This window comes from Streptomyces sp. NPDC058001, assembly GCF_042886315.1.
Classification (GTDB): domain Bacteria; phylum Actinomycetota; class Actinomycetes; order Streptomycetales; family Streptomycetaceae; genus Streptomyces.
Genome location: NZ_JBHVQT010000002.1, coordinates 619555 through 639712 on the forward strand (window position 1 = coordinate 619555; position 20158 = coordinate 639712).

Here is a 20158-nt window from a genome sequence, read left to right on the forward strand (position 1 = left end):
GAGTGTCGGTGCGTCGCCGTAGACTCTCCGCGTGGCAGGCAGGATCAATGACGAGGACGTGAAGGCGGTACGGGACGCGGTCCCGATCGACGCCGTCGTCTCCGAGTACCTCCAGCTGCGCAACGCCGGCGGCGGCAACCTCAAGGGCCTGTGCCCCTTCCACGACGAGAAGTCGCCGTCCTTCCAGGTCAGCCCGAGCAAGGGTCTCTTCCACTGCTTCGGCTGCCAGGAGGGCGGCGACACCCTCACCTTCGTGATGAAGATCGACCACCTCACCTTCTCGGAGGCGGTCGAGCGCCTGGCGGCCACGGCGGGCATCACGCTGCGGTACGAGGAGGGCGGGTACAACCCGAGCCACCAGCGGGGCGAGCGGATCCGCCTGGTCGAGGCCCACAAGATCGCCGCGCAGTTCTACGTGGAGCAGCTCGACGGCAGCCCCGAGGCCGAGATCGGCCGGACGTTCCTCGCGGAGCGCGGCTTCGACCAGGCCGCCGCCGCGCACTTCGGGGTCGGCTACAGCCCGGCGGGCTGGGACCACCTCACCCGCTATCTGCGCGGCAAGGGCTTCAGCGACAAGGAACTGCTGCTGTCCGGGATCGCCCAGGAAGGCCGCCGAGGTCCCATCGACCGCTTCCGTGGCCGGCTCATGTGGCCGATCCGTGACATCTCGGGCGAAGTGGTCGGTTTCGGTGCACGCAAGCTGCGCGACGACGACAACGGCCCCAAGTACCTCAACACCCCCGAGACGGCGATCTACAAGAAGTCCCAGGTGCTGTACGGCGTGGACCTCGCCAAGAAGGAGATCGCGAAGACCAGCCGCGCGGTCGTCGTGGAGGGCTACACCGATGTGATGGCCTGCCATCTCGCCGGGGTCACCACCGCCATCGCGACCTGTGGCACCGCGTTCGGCGGCGACCACATCAAGATCCTCCGCCGACTCCTCATGGACAACGGCTCCGCGCGCGTGATCTTCACCTTCGACGGTGACGCGGCGGGCCAGAAGGCGGCCCTGCGCGCCTTCGAGGACGACCAGAAGTTCGCCGCCGAGACGTACATCGCCATCGCGCCCGACGGTATGGACCCGTGCGAACTGCGGCTCGCCAAGGGCGACGACGCGGTCGCCGACCTGGCCGAACCCCGCACCCCGCTCTTCGAGTTCGCGCTCCGCCAGATCGTGAACCGCTACGACCTGGAGACCCCGGCGGGCCGTGCCGCCGCCCTGGACGAGGCCGCGCCGGTCGTGGCCCGGATCAAGAACAGCGCCTCGCAGCACGAGGTCGCCGTGCAGCTCGCCGGGATGCTCGGCATCCTCGACACCCAGTTCGTGGTCAAGCGGGTCGCGCAGCACGCGCGCTGGGCCCGCGACCGTGGCGGCCGGGGCCCCGCCCCCGCCCCGCAGCGCTCCCGCGCCGGACACGCCCCCGGGCCCGCGCAGGCCACCGCCCCCGGCGGCCCCTCGGGACCCGCGCTCAACCTCCGCAGCCCGGCCCACCGCACCGAGCGCGAACTGCTCAAACTGGCCCTGCAACGCCCCGAGTTGGTCTCCCCGGCCTTCGACGCGTACGGGGCGGACGAGTTCACCGCACCGCCGTACGCCGCCGTGCGCCAGTGCATCGAGGAGGCGGGCGGCGCCGAGTCGGGCATCGCCGACGCGCAGGGCTATCTCGCCGTCGTCCGGGACGTGGCGCCCGACGACACCGTCCGCGCCATGGTCACCGAACTGGCCGTCGAGGCCATCCTGCGCAGGACGGTCGACGAGATCTACGCGGGCATGCAGCTCGTCCAGGTCCGGCTGCGCGCCGTCGACCGTCGTATCCGCGATGTCCAGGGCACCATGACCCGTCTCGCGACGCACGGCGACCCGGCCCATCTGGCCGCCGTGCAGAACGAGTTGTGGGTCCTCCAGCAGTACGGCCGCGCCCTCCGCGAACGCGGCGCCGACGCCCTCTGACGAAGCGACCGCCTGCTGTACCGCTGCCGTACCCCCTGTCCCACCCTTGGCTTACGCGGCGCCCTCGAACGTCGCAGGGGTCTCGTACACAGGGATCCCGTACGCGGAGGTCTGGGCGCTGGACACCCGACGATCGTCGCAGAGGCCCCGTCGCCGGGGCAGGCGAGTTTCGCGTGAGGGTAATCGTCCGGTCACGGACCGGACTCAGAAAGTCGCCGCACGCCCCTCGTGGCGGGGATGTGTCGTACCCCACACTGGGTGCGGTGCCTGAGTCCTCGGAGCGCGGCCGGCCTGTCCATGACGGGTCCGAGATCCCGCGGTTCCGCTCATCGCGTACGGGACGGACAGCGGCGAGGCCGCTGCCGCCGGTCCCGTCGTCACGCTGTCGCACGCCTCAGCAGCGATCACCCTGGAGGTCGCCCCCGTGCAGACCCAGACCCTCGCCCAGACCCTCACCGACCCGGCCACCGCGAACGAGGCCGATGCCCTCGGGACGGATGCCGATGCCCTCGCGGCGGTCCCCGCGCAGGGCCGCGCCCCCCTCCACCCGGAGGCGGATCCCCTGGTGCCCGACGATCCGTCCGAGGTCGAGTCCGAGGCCGACATCGAAGCCGAGTCCCTCGCCCTGCGCAGGGCCCGCTCCCGCGCCGAGGCCGGCGGCCCCTCGTCCGACCTGTTCCGCCAGTACCTGCGCGAGATCGGGCGGATAGCCCTGCTCACCGCCGCCGAAGAGGTCGAACTCGCCCGCCGGGTCGAGGCCGGACTCTTCGCCGAGGAGAAGCTGCGCGGCACCCCCGACCCGGACTCCCGGCTCGCCGTCGATCTCGACCGGCTCGTCGTCATGGGCCGGATGGCCAAGCGCCGCCTGATCGAGGCGAATCTGCGCCTGGTCGTCTCCGTCGCGAAACGGTACGTCGGCCGCGGACTGACCATGCTCGACCTCGTCCAGGAGGGCAACCTCGGCCTGATCAGGGCCGTCGAGAAGTTCGACTACGCGCGCGGCTACAAGTTCTCGACGTACGCGACCTGGTGGATACGGCAGGCCATGTCCCGCGCCCTCGCCGACCAGGCCCGCACCATCCGCGTCCCGGTCCATGTGGTCGAACTCATCAACCGGGTCGTCCGCGTCCAGCGCCGCATGCTCCAGGAACGCGGATACGAACCCACTCACGAAGAGGTCGCCGAGCATCTCGACCTGACGCCCGAACGGGTCGGCGAAGTCCTGCGCCTCGCCCAGGAACCGGTGTCCCTGCACGCGCCGGTCGGCGAGGAGGACGATGTCGCGCTCGGCGACCTCATCGAGGACGGCGACGCCGCCTCACCCGTCGAGTCGGCCGCGTTCCTGCTGCTGCGCGAACACCTGGAAGTCGTCCTGTCCACGCTCGGCGAACGCGAACGCAAGGTCGTCCAACTCCGGTACGGGCTGGCCGACGGCAGGCCCCGGACGCTCGAAGAGATCGGCCGCATCTTCGGCGTGACACGCGAACGCATCCGCCAGATCGAATCCAAAACCCTCAACAAACTCCGGGACCACGCCTTCGCCGACCAGCTCAGGGGCTACCTGGACTGACCCCCGTAACCGACCCCGCCGCCGACCGCGCCGCCTCAGTCCACCTCGGCCACGGCCTGCGCGAACTGCGCCGAGTACAGGCGCGCGTAGGCGCCCTCGGCGAGCAACAGCTCCTCGTGCGTGCCCTGTTCCACGATCGACCCGTTCTCCATGACCAGAATCGTGTCGGCATCCCGAATCGTGGAGAGCCGGTGCGCGATCACGAACGACGTACGCCCGTGCGCGAGCCGCGCCATCGCCTTCTGGATGAGCACCTCGGTACGGGTGTCCACCGAACTGGTCGCCTCGTCGAGCACCAGGATCACCGGGTCGGACAGGAACGCCCGCGCGATGGTGATGAGCTGCTTCTCACCCGCGCTGACACCGCCGCCCTCGTCGTCGATCACGGTGTCGTAGCCGTCGGGCAGCGTCCGGACGAAGCGGTCCGCGTGGGCGGCGCGTGCGGCCTCCTCGATCTGCTCCCGGGTGACGTCCTTCGACGCGCCGTACGCGATGTTCTCCGCGATCGTGCCGCCGAACAGCCAGGTGTCCTGGAGCACCATGCCGATCCCGGACCGCAGTTCGTCCCGCGACATGGTGGCCACATCGACGCCGTCCAGGGTGATCCGGCCACCGGTCACCTCGTAGAACCGCATCAGCAGGTTGACCAGGGTCGTCTTGCCGGCGCCGGTCGGGCCGACGATCGCGACGGTCTGGCCCGGCTCGACGGCCAGCGACAGATCCTCGATCAGCGGCTTGTCCTCCTCGTAGCGGAACGACACGCTCTCCAGGGCGACCTTGCCGGTCAGCTCGGCCGGACGCGCGCCGGGGACCGGGTCCGCCTCCTGCTCGGGCGCGTCGAGGAGTTCGAAGATCCGTTCGGCGGACGCGACACCGGACTGGACGAGGTTCGCCATCGACGCGACCTGCGTGAGCGGCATCGAGAACTGGCGCGAGTACTGGATGAACGCCTGCACGTCACCGATCGACAGCGTGCCCGACGCCACCCGCAGACCGCCGACGACGGCCACCAGGACATAGTTCAGGTTGGACACGAAGAACATCAGCGGCTGCATGATCCCGCTGTTGAACTGCGCCTTGAACCCGGCCTCGTACAGCGCGTCGTTCTGCTCGGCGAACGCCCGCGCGGACTCGTCCTGCCGGCCGAACACCTTCACCAGGGTGTGGCCTGTGTACATCTCCTCGACGTGCGCGTTGAGCTTGCCGGTCATCCGCCACTGCTGGACGAACTGCGGCTGCGACCGCTTGCCGACGCGGGTCGCGATCAGGAACGACAGCGGCACCGTCACCAGCGCGACCAGCGCGAGCAGCGGCGAGATCCAGAACATCATCGCCAGCACGCCGACGATCGTCAGCAGCGAGTTGACGAGCTGGCCCATCGTCTGCTGGAGCGTCTGGCCGAGGTTGTCCAGGTCGTTCGTGGCGCGGCTGAGGACCTCACCGCGCTGCCGCTTGTCGAAGTACGACAGCGGGAGCCGTGACAGCTTCGCCTGGACGTCGCCACGCATCCGGTACACGGTCTTGTTGATCGCCCGGTTCGACAGCCGGGTCGCGACCGTCATCAGCAGACCGGCGCCCAGGAACGCGATCAGCGCGATCCCCAGGACCGAGCCGACCGCGTCGAAGTCGATGCCCTGACCGGGCGTGAAGTCCATCCCGGACAGCAGGTCCGCCATACCGCCCTGGCCGCTGTCCCGCAGCCGCCGGATCGCCTCCGCCCTGCTCTCCCCGGCCGGTAGCTGCCGGCCCACGATGCCCGCGAAGACCAGGTCGGTCGCCCGGCCCAGGATCTTCGGGCCCACCACGGACAGCGCCACGCTCAGCACCCCGCACGCGAGCATGCCGTACATCGTCGAGCGCTCCGGTCTGAACTGGGAGATCAGGCGCTTGCCCGATCCCTTGAAGTCCATCGAGCGCTGGTCCGGGCCGCCCCCGGCCATCATGCGTCCCGCCGGCCCCGCCATCAGGCGGCCTCCGCTTCCGTGAGCTGGGAGAGCACGATCTCCCGGTAGGTCTCATTGGTCTCCATCAGCTCGTGATGGCGTCCCGCTCCGACGACGCGGCCCTCGTCGAGGACCACGATCCGGTCGGCCTCGCGGATCGTGGAGACCCGCTGGGCGACGATCACGACGGTCGCCTCGGCCGTCTCGTCGAGAAGCGCGGCCCGCAGCGCCGCGTCCGTGGCGTAGTCGAGGGCCGAGAAGGAGTCGTCGAAGAGATAGATCTCCGGCCGCTGCACCAGGGTCCGCGCGATGGCGAGCCGCTGGCGCTGACCGCCCGACACATTGGTGCCGCCCTGCGCGATCGGCGCGTGCAGACCGCCCTCCAGAGTGGTCTCCACGAAGTCCCGGGCCTGCGCCACCTCCAGCGCCTGCCACAGCTCCTCGTCGGTGGCGTCCGGATTGCCGTACCGCAGATTCGTCGCGACGGTCCCCGCGAACAGATACGGCTTCTGCGGGACCAGGCCGACTGTCTTCGCGAGCACCTTCGGGTCGATCGTGCGGACATCGACACCGTTCACCAGGACGGCCCCGTCCGTGGCGTCGAACAGCCGCGGTACGAGACCGAGCAGGGTCGACTTGCCGCTGCCCGTCGAGCCGATGACGGCGGTCGTCTCGCCGGGCCTGGCCACCAGATCGATACCGCGCAGCACGGGTTCCTCGGCGCCCGGATAGCGGAAGCCGGCCTCGCGCAGCTCCAGATGACCGTGCCCGCGCAGTTGCCGCACCGGTGCGGTGGGCGGTACGACGCTGCTGTCGGTGTCCAGCACCTCCTGGATGCGCTCGGCGCAGACCTCCGCGCGCGGGACCATCATGAACATGAAGGTGGCCATCATCACGGACATCACGATCTGCATCAGATAGGCCAGGAACGCGGTCAGCGCGCCGATCTCCATGCCGCCGCTGTCGATGCGGTGGGCGCCGAACCACACGACCGCGACCGACGAGACGTTCACGACGGTCATCACGATGGGGAACATCAGCGCGAGCAGCCGCCCGGTGCCGAGCGACACATCGGTCAGCTGTTCGTTGGCGCCCCGGAAGCGCTCCTTCTCGTACCCGTCGCGGACAAAGGCGCGGATCACGCGGTTGCCGGTGATCTGCTCCCGCAGCACCCGGTTCACCGTGTCCAGGCGGACCTGCATCGAGCGGAACAGCGGCCTCAGCCGGCGCACGATCAGCGCCACGCTGACCCCGAGCACGGGCACCACGGCGAGCAGCACGGCGGACAGTTGCACATCCTGACCGAGCGCCAGGACGATGCCGCCGACGCACATGATGGGCGCCGACACCAGGAGAGTGAACGACATCAGCGTCAGCATCTGCACCTGCTGTACGTCGTTCGTGGTCCGGGTGATCAGCGAGGGCGCGCCGAAGTGCCCGACCTCGCGCGCGGAGAACGACTGCACACGGTCGAAGACGGCCGCCCGCACATCGCGCCCCAGGGCGGACGAGGTCCGGGCACCGTAGTACACGGCGCCGATGTTGCAGATCACCTGGACGACGGTGATGCCGATCATCACGGCGCCGAAGGTCAGGATGTAGCCCGAGTCCCCCTTGACCACACCCTCGTCGATGATGCCGGCGTTCAGGGTGGGCAGATAGAGCGTGGCACTGGTCTGGAGAAGCTGGAGGAGCACCAGCAGGCCGATGGGTTTCTTGTACGGATCCAGGTAGGTCCGAAGCAGTCGTATGAGCACGCTGGGTCTCTCGCGTCGATGAAGGCGATCTGTGCAACACCCCCTATCGTCCGACACCCCACCCGCGTTACCTCAACCGATTAATCCAAGAGCGTGCCAAGAACCCACCCGTACCGTGCGGTCGGCCCCGTCCCGTACGGCTCCTGTGCCCCGCCCGCGCTCACGAAGCCGCGGCGCCGAAGGCACCCGGATGGGTCTGCTCCCGTACGGCGGTGAACTGCTGCCGCACCGCCTTGCCCACGGCGAGTTCCTCACCGGGCTCGAAGACCTGCACGGCCGCGCCCTGCCACTGCGGCGGGGTCCGCGGGTCGAGGGTGCCCTGCGACGCGCCGAGCGCCCACGCCGCCTGCCGGGCCGCGCCGAGCGCCGCGTAGTCCGCGGGCTGCGGTACGACGATCTGCGCGCCGAGCAGCGCCGGGGCCGTGGTCTGTACGGCGGGCAGCTCGGCGGCGGCGCCGAGCAGGAACACGCGCCGTACCTCGACACCGCGCCCGCGCAGCACGTCGAGTGCGTCGGCGAGCCCGCACAGCATGCCCTCGAACGCGGCCCGCGCCAGATGCTCCGGCCGCATCGCCTCGCGCCGCAGCCCCGCGAGGGTGCCCGCGGTGTGCGGCAGGTTCGGGGTCCGCTCGCCCTCCAGATAGGGGAGCAGGACCAGGCCGTGCGCGCCGGGCGTCGACTTCATCGCGAGGTCGGACAGGGCATCGAGATCCGGGGCCCCGAGCAGTTCGGCGGCGCCGCGCAGGGTACGGACCGCGTTGAGCGTGTGCACGACCGGCAGATGCAGCCCGGTCGCGTCGGCCAGCGAGGTGATCATGCCGCTCGGGTCGGCCAGCGCCTCGTGGTGCACGGCCATCACGGAACCGGATGCGCCGAGTGACACCACCGCGTCGCCCTGCCCGATGCCGAGGCCGAGCGCGGCGGCCATCGTCTCGCCGGTGCCGGCCGAGATCAGCAGCCCCTCTGGTGTGGTCCCCGCGGGCTCCGCCGGGCCGAGCACCTCGGGCAGCGCGGCCTGCCGGCCGAGCGCCAGCTCCACCAGGTCGGGCCGGTACGTGCCGGTCGCCGCCGACCAGTACCCGGTGCCGGACGCGCCGCCCCGGTCGGTGGTCCGCCGCAGGGGCCTGCCGAGGAGCTGCCACACCAGCCAGTCGTGGGCCTGGAGGGCGACGCCGATGCGCTGGGCCGACTCGGGCTCGCTCTTCGCGAGCCACCGCAGCTTGGTGACGGGCTGCGCGGCCGTCGGCACACAGCCCACGGCCTGTGCCCATGCCTCCCGGCCGCCGAGCGCGTCGATCAGATCGGCGGCGGCGACCTGGGCGCGCCGGTCGTTGCCGACGAGCGCCGGGCGCACGGTGTTGCCCTGGGAGTCGAGCGGGACCAGCGCGTTCTGCTGCGCGGACACGCCGATGGCCCGCACTCCTTCGAGCAGCCCGCCCCCGGCGGCCTCCCCGAGGCTCAGCAGCCACGCCTGCGGATCGACGTCCGACGGCCGCGACCCGTCCCCGGCCTCGACCGGATGCGGTGCGTACCCCTGCCGGAGTACGGCACCCGAGTCCGCGTCGCAGACGACGATACGAGTGAAATCGGGCGAACTGTCCAACCCGGCGACTATCCCCATACCCCGAATATTGCCGTACTCGGGAGGTGAGGGGAGCATCGGGAGACCTCGGTGATCGGGAGACCTTGGTGATCGATGGCTGGGCGTGGGTGACGGCTAGGTATTGGTGGTGCCCCAGTCGTCCTCGCCGTTCCTGCTGCGCTCGCGCAGGGAGCGGACGCGGGCGGCCACCGAGTCCGGGACGCGGTCGCCGACCCGGTCCGTCACGGTGTGCAGGGCTTTGCCCGCCGCGTCACGGCCCTGCTGCGCGGCGGTCTCGGCGGCGTTGCGGACCGCTGGGTTCTGCGCGAACTCCCGCGCGGACTTCTTCAGCTGCTCGTACCGCTCCCGCCCGGCACGGGTCCCGAGGACGTAACCCAGAACCAGTCCTGCGGCGAATGTGAGCCGGTAGCGCATGACGGCCACCCTTCCCTTGCGTCGGCGTGGATCGCGCGGAGTGCCGAGCGGAGTATCGATTGGCGGAGCACCCCCCTGCTTGCGCTAATGTATGTGTCGCAGCGAGCGCGCGCCCCCTGGCGAATACCCAGGTAGGTGCGTTCGATGCAACCGAGGCAATCCTCCGTAGCTCAATTGGCAGAGCAGCCGGCTGTTAACCGGCAGGTTACTGGTTCGAGTCCAGTCGGGGGAGCTCGATCCTCCGTAGCTCAATTGGCAGAGCAGCCGGCTGTTAACCGGCAGGTTACTGGTTCGAGTCCAGTCGGGGGAGCAGCCGAGAGGGACCCCCCTGGGGGTCCTTTTTCATGTCCGAGGGAACCATGCGGACAGGCCGGAAGTCCTCATGGTCAGGTGAAGTCGACCATCCGAAGCAGGAGATCGTATGAGCGGCTATGCTGCGGCAGACGGCGCGTACATATGTACGCGACGCGCCGTAAAGGGGCGGTAGCTCAGCCGGTTAGAGCAGCGGACTCATAATCCGTCGGCCGTGGGTTCGAGTCCCACCCGCCCCACCTCGCGTTCCCCATGCAGGAACGATTCGACCTGGGACGCCAGTGTCTATGCCCCGCAGCCGGGCACCTGTAACGACACGCCGGAGATCACTCGCGGGCCCCCTGTCGGCCCGAAGGCTGACGATCACGCCTTGGGGAACACCTGGTCGAGCACTCGCCGCCACACCGGCCGGGTCGTACCGGTCGGGGCTGTAGTCCCGTTGGGCGGTGGTCGGCTCGCCCGGATCGGCGCCGGTCCCGGCTCGGGAGGCCGGGCAGGCGCCACGGCAGACCCCCTGGGACGAATCGCGCGGCCGGGGGCCCGCGGGGAGGTCTCAGATCTTCCGTACGAAGGCCCGCGCGGTGTTGTGGAAGAAGACGGTGCAGCCGATGTGGTCGGCGCGGTTCGCCTCGCGCTGCGACCAGACATCGAGCTTGGCGATCTGGGGGGACTCGGCGGCCCCGATGACTCCGGCCAGCCAGGCGTCCGGCGTGCCCGGGTCGCCGGGCGTGAAGGCGGCGGGCTGCCCTTCGATGTCCGCTGCGGGGTTCTCGGACTTCTCGCCGTCCGCGAGCTGTCCGGTGATCTGCCACCTGGTCTCGCGGCCGGCCGCCGTGACGGCCACCCCGTAGGGATACCGCTCCTCGCCCACCTCCTGGAGCGGCTGCACGCGCTGCACACCGGGCGCGTTCTTCGCCACGTCGATGAGGTAGTCCCGAAAGACGTCAGGTCGCATGGGGGGCCTCTCGTAGGGGCGCCGACAGTTATGAGCCGTGCCACATGCAGGCGCCGGTGTGGAGGAAGCCTCGGTGGGGTGAGCTGTAGCCCATCCAGATGAGGGGTGCGAACGCTCCGGCCTCCAACTCGTGCTGGGTGATGGGTTCGTGGCAGGAGACGCAGATGGGCTGGCCCTTGTGGGCGGCTGTGCGGGCCCGCAGGAGTGCGGTCTGTTGTGTTTGGGCTTCGGCGCAGAGTGGTTCCCCGATGAGGGCGGCGTCTTCGCAGGGCGGGCAGGAGGTCCAGTGGCGGTAGAGGTCGCGGTACGTGCTGACCACTGCGGTGCGGATCGGGTAGCAGGCGAGGCAGGAGTACGGTGCCCAGCCGATACTGGACTGGAGGTCGACCCCCGTACCGGGTGCGAGGTGATCGGCGCACCAGACGCAGGCGGCGCCTGAGTTCTGTTCGGCGGTGAGCTGGTGCATGGGCGGGATCTCGAAGAACTGGACATCGGCGAGATCGTGGTCTTCGGGGGCGCTCACCGGCGGGTCTCCCTGAGTGCGTGGCGCAGAGCGGTACCGGGCACGCACTTCCTCTGGTCGGCGTTGCACTGCGCGCAGGTGATCGTGTGCTCGATCAGGGCTTCGTACGCGACGGCGGCCTCCGGATGGAACTCGATGCGGCCGTCCTCGGTGACGTACATGAGCTGAGGCCCGGTCATACCCGTGTCCCGACCGCGACCGTGTCCGACCCGGCAAGTTTCGCCAGGGCACGCAGCACGATGCACAGGCGCCGGGTGTCCAGCCGTTCCAGGTTTCCCAGCGAGACGTTACGGGGGAAACGGACCGCGACGATCAGGGTGAGGAACGCTTTGTCCGCCGGAGTCCGTCCCGGGGCCCGGGTGTACCGCGCCTCGAACGCCAACCAGTCGCACGAGACCGTGCCGTCGTCGTGCTCGGCGACCAGAAGTCCGCGCACCCACTCCCGCGCCAGCAGTTCGTCCTCCTCGATGAGCGCGGCCACGGCCACCTGCTCGCAAGGAGGTTGGTCCCTGGCCCACGCGGTGAGCCGGTCGCTGAGAAGTGGTGCGGGAGTTGCGGTTTCGGGGGGCGGGACCTCGACTGTACGGTTCCCCATGTCGGCGCTCCTTCGCGGCGTCGGCCACGCCCCGGGGCCGTTCGCGCGATCGCCGGGGTCTGTCGTGTTCTCAGCGAAGCGACCTTCGGAGTCCGTGGCCAGGGGAAGAGAGAGGGGGAAAACGTGTCAAGGGGGAAACACGGGAGGAATCCAGGGCCATGATGGAGCCACGTCCACGGACGAGGGGTCACACATGCCAGCAGCCGAGGAGACCTTCGGCCAACTGCTGTTACGACTGCGGAAAGAGGCAGGGCGCACGCAGGAGTAGCAGGCCGACGCAATCAACGCGGTCTCCGGCAGGGACACGGTCACTCGTAGGGAGATCAGCCGTTACGAGACCGACCAGAACATCCCGACACCTCACACCGTCGCGCACATCGCGGTTGCCTGCGGTCTTCCGCCGGAACTGCTCCAGACGGAGGCCGCCGCCGCCCGGCGGCACCGGAGAGAGGGCTGTCGCGAGGAGGGGTACTCCGACGTGAAACGACGAACTCTGATGGGGGCGGCGGTCATCGGCGTCGCGACAGCGGCGGAACCGTGGGGCCGCCTGGCCCACGCCCTTCGCCGGGGCAGCCGTATCGACGTCGACACCGCAACCGCCCTTACCCAGCGCACCGAGGCGCTGCACATCAGCGAACTGAGCCTGAGTGCTCAACAACTCCGCAGGCAGGTCGAAAACCACTTGGACGCGATCACCGCAGTCCTCGGCCAGTCGGGCGACCACGAACGCGCACTCACCATCACGGCCGGGGAGACCGCGGCTCTCGCCGGGTGGCTGGCGTGGGACCTCGGCGACCACCAGGCCGCCGGCGCCTACTACCGCGTCACCGCCGACTGCGCCGAGGCCGCCGGGCATCCCCCGCTCCGTAGCCTCGCCCTGACCTACGCCAGCTACGGCACGAATGACCCCACCCGCGCCATCGACATGCTCACCCAGGCCGCCCGCGACGTGCGCGGACCTGGCAACGCCACCGCAGCTGCCTGGATTCACGCCCGCCACGCGGAAGCATCCGCCCAGGCAGGCCAGAGCGGCGCGCTGAGGGCCCTCGACCGCGCCCGGGTGGTGTACGACTACGCCGAGCACACCTCAGAACAGGCGTGGGTGAGGTTCATGACCCCGGCCCGCCTCGACTCGCTGATCCTTTCCGTGTACGGGCATCTGGCTCACCCGGACCTGACCGACACCGCCGAAGCCGCGACCCGTCGTCTCGGCCGTGAGCTGTCCGACGTCGGAGTGGTCATCCTCGGTGATATCGCCACCGCTCTACTGCGAGGAGGCGACGCTGACCAAGGCGTGCACGTCGCCCGCGAATTCACCGCCGCGGCGACTGCCCGGCCCAACACGATGGGCCGGGATCGAGCGGAGTCCATTGCAGCTCTACTACCGGACACTCAACGTGACTTGGCCGAGTATCTCCACCAACTCGCCGCGTAGTTCGGGAGGTTCGCGCATGGGCCACGCGGCCGGATTCCGGCCTACACCTCTGACGTACTCTGCTCGACCACCCAGGACAGGTATGCCTCGGAGCCGCCGTCCACCGTCAGGACGATCCATTCCGGCACCTCGTACGAGTGCGTCGTCCTGACCCACTCCTCCAGTGCCGGCAGAGTCTCCCGGGTGGTCTTGTACGAGATCCGCCACTCCTTGTCCCGGACGATGTCGTTCTTCCACCGGTAGACAGCGGTGATGGGCGCGTCGATATGGGCGCACGCCGCGAGCCGCTTCTCCACGGCACCCCGGGCCAGTTCTCCCGCCTTGGCCTCGTCGTCGGTCGTGGTCTGTGCAATCACAATGTCGGGCACGACGGCTCCCTCGCTCGGATGCCCGTGACACTACCCACCGCCACGTGCCCCACTAGCAGCCCCCGTCCTCGCGGCTCGGTGCGCACGAGGCGTTGCCCGCTGTCGCGGACGTGATGGAGAAGGCACGGGCCTCCTGACCATCAGTCGGACGCTGTCGCCACACTCGCCTCCACCCACCGGAGGCACGCTGCCGAACCGGCCACGATCGGTACCGCGACGACCTCCGGGTTGGTCCACGGGTGTTGTTCCAGGAGGTGCGCCTCCAGCGCCGCGTACCCGGCTGCCGAGGTCTTCATCAGGAGCTGCCACTCCTCGCCGGTGCCGAATTCCCCCTCGTGCCAGAAGGCGGAGGTCATCGGCCCGATGATCTGCGCTCCGGTCGCGAGACGCCCGGACACCACGGACCGGGCCAGCTCGACCGCCTGCTCGCGGGTCTCCGTCGCTGTCGACACGCGACCCTATCCCCGGGCATGACGAAGGGACCGCGCGTACTACCACGAGGAACCCACCGGCACCCCGATCGAAGCGTCCCCTCCACCGACCCTACGGGATTCCGTCCCGTCCTAGGTCTAGGAACTGATGGGGCGTCAGGTTACGCTCCGGCGCATGATTTCCACGGTTGTCTGGGGTACCGGGAACGTCGGGCGTGCGGCCATCCGTGCCGTGGACGCCCATCCGGGGCTGAAGCTCACCGGTGTTCTTGTGCATGATCCGGAGAAGGTCGGGCGGGATGCCGGCCAACTCGGCGGGCTCGACCACCTACTGGGGGTCGATGCCACCGATGACGTCGAGGCTGTGCTCGCCACCAACCCCCGCGCCGTCGTCTACGCGGCGTCCGGCGACATCCGTCCCGATGACGCCCTCGCCGACATCGTCCGGGCGATCCGTACCGGAGCCGTCGTCGTCACCCCCGCGCTCTACGCCCTCTACGACCACCGCAGCGCACCGCCCGAACTGCGGGACCCGGTCCTGGCGGCCATCGCGGACGGTGGTGGCTCGCTGTTCGTCTCCGGTGTCGACCCGGGCTGGGGCAACGACGTCCTGCCGCTGCTGATCAGCGGACTCGGCACCACTGTCGAAGTCATTCGCTGTCAGGAGATCTTCGACTACTCCACCTATGAGCAGCCAGACTCCGTCCGCTATCTCGTCGGCATGGGCCAGCCGATGGACTACGAGCCGCCGATGCTGATGTCCACCGTGCCGACCATGGTGTGGGGCGGGCAGATACGGCTCATGGCGAGGGCGCTCGGCGTGGAACTCGACGAGATCCGCGAGACCCTCGCCCGGCGCCCCCTGGAGACCACCGTGTCCACCCGGACCATGGGCGACTTCGACGCGGGCACCCAGGGTGCCGTCCGGTTCGAGGTGCAGGGCATCGTCGGCGGCGAGCCCCGGATCATCATCGAGCACATCACCCGTATCCATCCCTCGTGCGCGCCGGACTGGCCGTCGCCGCCCGACGGTGCCGGGGCGCACCGGGTGATCATCGAGGGCCGGCCGCGGATCGAGGTCACCGTCGAGGCGACCGACGAGGGCGAGAACCGGTCGGCGGGCGGCAACGCGACCGCCGTGGGCCGCCTGGTCGGCGCCGTCGACTGGCTGGTGGACGCGGCACCCGGACTCTACGACGCGCTCGACATCCCGCTGCGCCCGGCAGTGGGCCGGCTCGGAAGGAGACAGCCGTGAACATCGACATCCCCGAGGGCAAGCATCCGATCGAGTACGTGTGGGGCGACATGGTCCCGGGTATCGGGACGGCCGCCGCGGAGTTCTCGCTCGCCGTCTATGCCCATACGACGCTGGGGCTAAGGGAGTTCGAGGCCGCGCGGTTGCGGATCGCGCAGATCAACGGGTGTCTGTTCTGCCTCGACTGGCGTACCGACCGGGACGGGGAGAAGGTCGAGGAGGAGTTCGCCGACGCCGTCACCGAGTGGCGCACCACGGAAGCCTTCGACGAGCGGACGCGGCTGGCCGCCGAGTACGCCGAGCGTTACGCCCTCGATCATCACGGCCTTGACGAGGAGTTCTGGACGCGGATGTCCGCGCGGTACAGCCAGGCCGAGATCGTGGAACTGAGCATGAGCATCGGGTCGTGGCTGGCGTTCGGACGGCTCAACCATGTGCTGGGCCTCGACGCGCAGTGCGTGTTGCCCACGGGTTGAACCAGGTGGTCCGGGGCCGGTCGTCGGTGCGTCCGGTCGGCCCCAGGCCGTCGTCACGAGCCCTGGTGACGGTACGAGGTCACAGGTCGATGGCGATGATCTTCTCGATGTTCCGTTCCGCGAGCGCCGTGATGGTGACGAACGGATTGACGCTGGTGTTGCCCGGGATCAGCGCGCCGTCGATGACGTAGAGGCCCGTATAGCCGTGCAGTCGGCCGTAGTTGTCGGTGGCCTTGTTCAGGATCGCGCCGCCCAGCGGGTGGTACGTGAGGTGGTCGCCCCAGATCTTGTAGACACCGAAGAGGTCGGTGCGGTAGATCGTGCCCTCCTTCGCGTTGATCTTGTCGAAGATCGTCTTCGCCGCGTCGATGCCCGGCTGCTTCCAGGCGGTCTGCCAGTTCAGATCGACCTTGCCGGTGGCCGGGTTCCAGGTGAACTCGGCACGGTTCGGGTTCTTGGTGATCGACAGATAGAACGACGCGAACGTCTCGATGCCGGTGGGCAGCGGTGCGACCTCCGCGAAGGCGCCGCCCGCCGCCCAGTTGTCGATACCGGCCGTCGGGATGGACGACTGGAGCGGCCCGGTCGGGTCCCACAGATGGTTGGCCCGGCCGCACATGACGTTGCCGTTGTCGCCCCAGCCCTTGCCGATCTCGCCGTTCAGGCCCGGCAGCGCGCCACCGGCCTTCAGCTTCACCAGCAGCTTGCTGGTGCCGACGCTGCCGGCCGCGAAGAACACCCGGTCCGCCGTCACGGACTTGGTCGCCGTGGTGTCCCCGTTGGTGTTGATCTGGTCGATGAGGACCGTGTAGCCGCCGCCGGACGCGGGGGCGACCGAGGTGACCTTGTGCTGCGGCGAGACGGTGACCCGCCCGGTCGCCGCGGCCTGGGCGAGATACGTCTTGGGCAGCGACTTCTTGCCGTAGTTGTTGCCGTAGAGGATCTCGCCCGCGAGCGCCGACTTGGGGACGGTACCGGCCGCCTCCTTCTTCATGTACTCCCAGTCGTACACATCGGGCACGAAGACGAACGGGAAGTTGGAGCGCCCCGCGTGCTTACGGCCGACCCGCGCGTACTGGTAGCACTCGGCGGTCTCGAACCAGTTCGGGTCGATCACGTTGACGCCGAGCCCGGAGTTGGCGCGCGGGTAGTAGGTGCCGTACATCTCGTCGGCGTTCACCGACGGGAGGATCGCGCCGAAGTTCTCCCGCTTGGGGGTGACGGCCATGCCGCCGTTGACCAGGGAACCGCCGCCGACGCCCCGGCCCTGGTAGACGGTGATGCCGCTGAACTCCTCGGCGTCCAGGATCCCGGTGTACCGGGGGACGTCCTTGTCGATGGGGAAGCCGAGGAAGTTGCTGAGGGGCTGCTTGGTCCGGGTGCGCAGCCAGAACGACCGGTAGTCCGGCGTCGTCGTGTTGGCGAAGATCTTGCCGTCCGAACCCGGTGTGTCCCACGCCATGCCCATCTCGACCATGTGCACGTCGACGCCGGCCTGTGCGAGCCGCAGCGCGGCCACGGAACCGCCGTACCCGGTGCCGATCACCAGCGCCGCGACCCGGGCCCCGTCACCGATCGCGGCCCGTACGGGAGCGGCCACCGCCTGGCCCGCGCCCGCGTAACCGGCCAGTGCGGTGGCCCCCAGAATGGAACCCGTTCCTGTGATGAAACGTCTGCGTGAAACTCCCTGATGTCCCTTTCCGTGCACGGAATCCGTACTCATGCGAGGTTCCTCACTCTCGACAGAATGGGAACATGTTCTACTGTTACTCGCATGTGAAGTCACTACATACCTGGAGGTAACTTCGGCGGCAGAGTGCGGCGGGGTGCGGCAAGGTGGGGCGGTTCGGGGGAGGCCCGGGGGAGGTCTGGGTCAGACAGTCATGGGGTTGAGGACCATCGGCTGGACCTTGCCCTCCAGCATCGCGCCGATGCCGAGGATCGCGCACACGTCGGGCCGCTCCGCGATGGCCACCGGCATGCCCGTCGCCTCTCGCAGCATCTCGTCCAGGCCAGGGAGCAGCGCGCTGCCGCCGACCATCATGATGCCTCGGTCGACAAGGTCGGCGACCAGATCCGGCGGGCAGTCGCGCAGCACCTTGCCGATGCCGTCGAGGACCGCCGTCAGCGGGGTGTGGATCGCGTCGCGCACCGCCGCCGTGTCCACCCGGACCGACCGCGCGAGCCCCGTGGCGACATCGCGGCCGTGGATCTCGGTGGACGTCGGACCGTGCTCGGTCAGGCCGTTGCCGGACAGGGCGACCTGAAGGGGCCGTACCGACTGCGACGGGAGCATCAGTTCGTGGTGGTGACGCAGGTGCTGGACGATCGCGTGGTCGATCGCCTCGCCGCCCACCGGGATCCGCTGCGCCGTCACGATCGAACCGAGCGACAGGACCGCGACCTGCGTGGTGGCCGCGCCGCACATCAGGATCATCGTCGCCTCGGGGCGTTCCACGGGCATTCCGCAGCCGACGGCCGCCGCGATCAGGGTGTCCACCTGCTCCACGCGGCGCGCGCCGAGCCCCACCAGCGTCTCGACGGTCGCGCGCTGCGCCAGCGGGTCCGCGTCGTGCGGGGTGCAGGCGGCGGCCCGCAGCCACGGCTTGCGGCGCAGGGCACGGCGCAGCTTCTCGCCGATCAGATGCCGCAGCATCCGCTGCGCCATCTCGATGTGCACCACCGAGCCGCCCGACACGGGACGCACCACCCGGATGTACGCGGGTGTCCGGCCGGTCATGCGCTCGGCGAACTCGCCGACCGCGATCAGCGCGCCGGTGCGGGTGTTGACGGCGGCGGCGCTCGGCTGGTCCACGACGAGACCGGCGCCCTTCACGAACACCCGGGTCCGCGCGGCGCCCAGGTCCACCGCGAGATGGCACCGGCGCAACTGCTCCAGGCTGGCGTTGGTGGTCATGGCGGAACCTCCCGAGAGCACGGATCGTGCGGGGCCCCCGGTCGGCGGGCCCTGACTCCGATCGTGCGGTGCTCGGCGTGTCGCCGCACCATGGGATGCGCCGGGCGGGGGGCCGTGTGCCGCTGAGTGGGTGGTGTTCGGGGCGAGGGCGAGTGAAGGGGAGGGGAACTAAGGCGGGGGAGATGGCGCGCGCGACCGGCGTGTGGTGGTGCCCGCGCGACCGGCGCGGGGTGTTCGGGAGGGCGTTGTTAGCATCCCCTGTGACCAGGACGACCTCCGAAGACGCAGACGAAGGCAAGGGCGGGTCGGACGACGGCGGTCCGATATCCGGCGCCGCCCCCGATACCGGCTCCGGCGCCGCCGCCGACACCGGCTCTGGCGCCACCCCCGAATCGCCGCCCCGCCCGCCCCGGCGCCGTATCCTCGCCGACCTCACGCCCCTGCGGATCTCGACGGACTACCGGCGCCTCTGGTTCGGCAACACCATTTCCTGGACCGGGCAGGCGATGACCGCGCTCGCGGTCTCCCTCCAGGTGTACGACATCACCGGCTCCAGCTTCTCGGTCGGCCTGGTCGGCCTGTTCTCGCTGGTTCCGCTCGTCGTCTTCGGCCTCTACGGGGGAGCCGTCGCGGACACCGTCGACCGCCGCAAGCTGGGCCTCTACTCGGCCGCCGGGTCCTGCGCCCTGTCCGTCGCGCTGGCCGTGGCGGCGTTCGCCGGGTTCCACCATGTGCCGTTCCTGTACGGGATCGTGGCGCTGCAAGCCGTCTGCGGGGCCCTCAACCTGCCCGCCAGGTCCTCGATGATCCCCCGCCTCCTGGCCCCCGAGCACCTCCCCGCCGCGAACGCCCTCTCCTCCATCACCACCACGTCCGGCGCGATGGTCGGCCCCATGCTCGGCGGCCTCGTCGTCGGACTCTGGGGCTACCAGGTCACGTACACCATCGACGCGATCGCCTTCACTGCCGCGCTCTACGCGATGTGGCGGCTGCCGTCGATGAAGCCGGACGGCGCCGCCGAGCGCGGCAAGCGGGCCTCCGTCCTGGACGGGCTGCGGTTTCTGGCCACCCGGCCGAACATCCGGATGACGTTCTTCACCGACATGTGCGCGATGGTGCTCGCCCACCCCCGGGCGCTCTTCCCCGCGGTCGCCGTCCTCTGGTACGGCGGCGACGCGAAGACGACGGGGCTGCTGGTCGCCGCGCCCGCCGTCGGCGCGCTGCTCGGCGGCGTGTTCTCGGGCTGGCTCGGGCGGATCCGCCGGCACGGCCTCGCGATCCTGATCGCCGTCGCGTCCTGGGGTACGGCCGTCGCCGTCTTCGGACTGACCCGGAACCTCTGGCTGGGGCTGCTGTTCCTGGCGCTCGCCGGATGCGCCGACACCATCTCGATGGTGTTCCGTTCGACGATGCTCCAGGCGGCGACCCCGGACGAGATGCTGGGCCGGTTGCAGGGCGTGTTCATCGTGGTCGTCGCGGGCGGCCCCCGGCTCGGCGACTTCCTCGCCGGTACGGTCGGCGACCTCGCGAACCCGACGGTGGCCGTCACGGGCGGCGGCATCGCGTGCGTGGTCGCGGTGGCGGTACTGGGGTTGGTGTGGCGCCGGTTCGCCCGGTACGACGCGCGGAACCCGGAGGCGTAGACGTCAGTGC

Annotated in this window: 18 protein-coding genes and 3 tRNA genes; 9 read left to right on the plus strand and 12 right to left on the minus strand. The window is 69.9% G+C overall.

Annotation, left to right across the window (positions count from 1 at the left end; translation table 11 throughout):
* Nucleotides 1-31: 31 nt before the first annotated feature.
* Together dnaG and ACFVT5_RS06190 are read left to right on the plus strand one after the other, a co-directional pair.
* Nucleotides 32-1951, plus strand: coding sequence for a DNA primase (gene dnaG, locus ACFVT5_RS06185; protein WP_389881906.1), 1920 nt, complete (start codon nucleotides 32-34; stop codon nucleotides 1949-1951).
* A 424-nt stretch (nucleotides 1952-2375) separates the two neighbouring features.
* Nucleotides 2376-3521, plus strand: coding sequence for an RNA polymerase sigma factor (locus ACFVT5_RS06190; RefSeq protein WP_389881908.1), 1146 nt, complete (start codon nucleotides 2376-2378; stop codon nucleotides 3519-3521).
* 35 nt (nucleotides 3522-3556) lie between these two features.
* Here the strand turns inward: ACFVT5_RS06190 and ACFVT5_RS06195 are convergent, their stop codons facing one another.
* From ACFVT5_RS06195 to ACFVT5_RS06210, 4 genes are all read right to left on the minus strand, one after another.
* The gene (locus tag ACFVT5_RS06195) at nucleotides 3557-5485 is read right to left on the minus strand and encodes an ABC transporter ATP-binding protein (RefSeq protein ID WP_389881910.1); all 1929 of its coding nucleotides are present in this window, start codon (nucleotides 5483-5485) and stop codon (nucleotides 3557-3559) included.
* A complete protein-coding gene (locus ACFVT5_RS06200) occupies nucleotides 5485-7221 on the minus strand; it encodes an ABC transporter ATP-binding protein (RefSeq protein ID WP_389881912.1) in 1737 nt (578 codons plus the stop codon). The genes ACFVT5_RS06195 and ACFVT5_RS06200 overlap by 1 nt, the downstream gene beginning before the upstream one ends.
* Before the next feature lie 160 nt (nucleotides 7222-7381).
* Complete coding sequence (locus ACFVT5_RS06205; RefSeq protein ID WP_389881914.1) at nucleotides 7382-8842, minus strand: FGGY-family carbohydrate kinase; 1461 nt, start codon at nucleotides 8840-8842, stop codon at nucleotides 7382-7384.
* 96 nt (nucleotides 8843-8938) lie between these two features.
* Nucleotides 8939-9238 (minus strand): YtxH domain-containing protein, encoded by a 300-nt coding sequence (locus ACFVT5_RS06210; protein ID WP_389881916.1) that lies wholly within the window; start codon nucleotides 9236-9238, stop codon nucleotides 8939-8941.
* Nucleotides 9239-9397: 159 nt separating this feature from the next.
* Here ACFVT5_RS06210 and ACFVT5_RS06215 point away from each other — a divergent pair.
* From ACFVT5_RS06215 to ACFVT5_RS06225, 3 genes are all read left to right on the plus strand, one after another.
* Nucleotides 9398-9470: transfer RNA gene (locus tag ACFVT5_RS06215), tRNA-Asn, on the plus strand.
* Nucleotides 9471-9475: 5 nt separating this feature from the next.
* Nucleotides 9476-9548 (plus strand) — tRNA-Asn (locus ACFVT5_RS06220).
* A 167-nt stretch (nucleotides 9549-9715) separates the two neighbouring features.
* A tRNA-Ile gene (locus tag ACFVT5_RS06225) sits at nucleotides 9716-9789 on the plus strand.
* A 314-nt stretch (nucleotides 9790-10103) separates the two neighbouring features.
* Here ACFVT5_RS06225 and ACFVT5_RS06230 read toward each other — a convergent pair.
* Genes ACFVT5_RS06230 through ACFVT5_RS06245 form a run of 4 tightly spaced genes read right to left on the minus strand, consistent with a single transcriptional unit; the run spans nucleotide 10104 to nucleotide 11623 of the window.
* On the minus strand, nucleotides 10104-10505 hold the full coding sequence (locus tag ACFVT5_RS06230; RefSeq protein WP_389881918.1) for a hypothetical protein: 402 nt from the start codon (nucleotides 10503-10505) through the stop codon (nucleotides 10104-10106).
* A 28-nt stretch (nucleotides 10506-10533) separates the two neighbouring features.
* Complete coding sequence (locus ACFVT5_RS06235) at nucleotides 10534-11028, minus strand: hypothetical protein (protein ID WP_389881920.1); 495 nt, start codon at nucleotides 11026-11028, stop codon at nucleotides 10534-10536.
* Nucleotides 11025-11207 carry a hypothetical protein gene (locus ACFVT5_RS06240; RefSeq protein WP_389881922.1) on the minus strand — a complete coding sequence of 61 codons (183 nt, stop codon included), beginning with the start codon at nucleotides 11205-11207 and terminating at the stop codon, nucleotides 11025-11027. Before ACFVT5_RS06240 ends, ACFVT5_RS06235 begins: the two co-directional genes overlap by 4 nt.
* Nucleotides 11204-11623: a hypothetical protein gene (locus ACFVT5_RS06245; RefSeq protein WP_389881924.1), complete on the minus strand. Its 420-nt coding sequence runs from the start codon at nucleotides 11621-11623 to the stop codon at nucleotides 11204-11206. The genes ACFVT5_RS06240 and ACFVT5_RS06245 overlap by 4 nt, the downstream gene beginning before the upstream one ends.
* A 478-nt stretch (nucleotides 11624-12101) precedes the next feature.
* Between ACFVT5_RS06245 and ACFVT5_RS06250 the strand changes: the two genes are divergently transcribed.
* On the plus strand, nucleotides 12102-13058 hold the full coding sequence (locus ACFVT5_RS06250; protein ID WP_389881926.1) for a transcriptional regulator: 957 nt from the start codon (nucleotides 12102-12104) through the stop codon (nucleotides 13056-13058).
* Nucleotides 13059-13099: 41 nt separating this feature from the next.
* Here the strand turns inward: ACFVT5_RS06250 and cutA (ACFVT5_RS06255) are convergent, their stop codons facing one another.
* Both cutA (ACFVT5_RS06255) and cutA (ACFVT5_RS06260) read right to left on the minus strand, forming a co-directional pair.
* Complete coding sequence (cutA, locus tag ACFVT5_RS06255; RefSeq protein WP_389881927.1) at nucleotides 13100-13426, minus strand: divalent-cation tolerance protein CutA; 327 nt, start codon at nucleotides 13424-13426, stop codon at nucleotides 13100-13102.
* Between the two features lie 140 nt (nucleotides 13427-13566).
* The gene (cutA, locus tag ACFVT5_RS06260; RefSeq protein WP_389881929.1) at nucleotides 13567-13878 is read right to left on the minus strand and encodes a divalent-cation tolerance protein CutA; all 312 of its coding nucleotides are present in this window, start codon (nucleotides 13876-13878) and stop codon (nucleotides 13567-13569) included.
* Nucleotides 13879-14032: 154 nt separating this feature from the next.
* Between cutA (ACFVT5_RS06260) and ACFVT5_RS06265 the strand changes: the two genes are divergently transcribed.
* Complete coding sequence (locus ACFVT5_RS06265; protein ID WP_389881931.1) at nucleotides 14033-15112, plus strand: dihydrodipicolinate reductase; 1080 nt, start codon at nucleotides 14033-14035, stop codon at nucleotides 15110-15112.
* Between the two features lie 50 nt (nucleotides 15113-15162).
* Nucleotides 15163-15588 (plus strand): carboxymuconolactone decarboxylase family protein, encoded by a 426-nt coding sequence (locus ACFVT5_RS06270; protein ID WP_389882122.1) that lies wholly within the window; start codon nucleotides 15163-15165, stop codon nucleotides 15586-15588.
* A gap of 79 nt (nucleotides 15589-15667) precedes the next feature.
* Here ACFVT5_RS06270 and ACFVT5_RS06275 read toward each other — a convergent pair whose 3' ends face one another.
* Together ACFVT5_RS06275 and ACFVT5_RS06280 are read right to left on the minus strand one after the other, a co-directional pair.
* Nucleotides 15668-17311 (minus strand): GMC oxidoreductase, encoded by a 1644-nt coding sequence (locus ACFVT5_RS06275; protein ID WP_389881933.1) that lies wholly within the window; start codon nucleotides 17309-17311, stop codon nucleotides 15668-15670.
* 150 nt (nucleotides 17312-17461) lie between these two features.
* On the minus strand, nucleotides 17462-18505 hold the full coding sequence (locus ACFVT5_RS06280; RefSeq protein ID WP_389881935.1) for a rod shape-determining protein: 1044 nt from the start codon (nucleotides 18503-18505) through the stop codon (nucleotides 17462-17464).
* Nucleotides 18506-18924: 419 nt separating this feature from the next.
* Here ACFVT5_RS06280 and ACFVT5_RS06285 point away from each other — a divergent pair, with 419 nt between their 5' ends.
* On the plus strand, nucleotides 18925-20148 hold the full coding sequence (locus tag ACFVT5_RS06285) for an MFS transporter (protein ID WP_389882124.1): 1224 nt from the start codon (nucleotides 18925-18927) through the stop codon (nucleotides 20146-20148).
* The last annotated feature ends 10 nt before the right edge of the window (nucleotides 20149-20158 follow it).

What these genes read in the sequence shown, in the direction of transcription:
- ACFVT5_RS06195 (WP_389881910.1), bottom strand. Translation starts at nt 5,485, where the DNA reads ATGGCGGGGCCGGCGGGACGCATGATGGCCGGGGGCGGCCCGGACCAG.
- ACFVT5_RS06205 (WP_389881914.1), bottom strand. Translation starts at nt 8,842, where the DNA reads ATGGGGATAGTCGCCGGGTTGGACAGTTCGCCCGATTTCACTCGTATC.
- ACFVT5_RS06210 (WP_389881916.1), bottom strand. Translation starts at nt 9,238, where the DNA reads ATGCGCTACCGGCTCACATTCGCCGCAGGACTGGTTCTGGGTTACGTC.
- ACFVT5_RS06230 (WP_389881918.1), bottom strand. Translation starts at nt 10,505, where the DNA reads ATGCGACCTGACGTCTTTCGGGACTACCTCATCGACGTGGCGAAGAAC.
- ACFVT5_RS06240 (WP_389881922.1), bottom strand. Translation starts at nt 11,207, where the DNA reads ATGACCGGGCCTCAGCTCATGTACGTCACCGAGGACGGCCGCATCGAG.
- ACFVT5_RS06245 (WP_389881924.1), bottom strand. Translation starts at nt 11,623, where the DNA reads ATGGGGAACCGTACAGTCGAGGTCCCGCCCCCCGAAACCGCAACTCCC.
- ACFVT5_RS06265 (WP_389881931.1), top strand. Translation starts at nt 14,033, where the DNA reads ATGATTTCCACGGTTGTCTGGGGTACCGGGAACGTCGGGCGTGCGGCC.
- ACFVT5_RS06270 (WP_389882122.1), top strand. Translation starts at nt 15,163, where the DNA reads ATGGTCCCGGGTATCGGGACGGCCGCCGCGGAGTTCTCGCTCGCCGTC.
- ACFVT5_RS06275 (WP_389881933.1), bottom strand. Translation starts at nt 17,311, where the DNA reads ATGAGTACGGATTCCGTGCACGGAAAGGGACATCAGGGAGTTTCACGC.
- ACFVT5_RS06280 (WP_389881935.1), bottom strand. Translation starts at nt 18,505, where the DNA reads ATGACCACCAACGCCAGCCTGGAGCAGTTGCGCCGGTGCCATCTCGCG.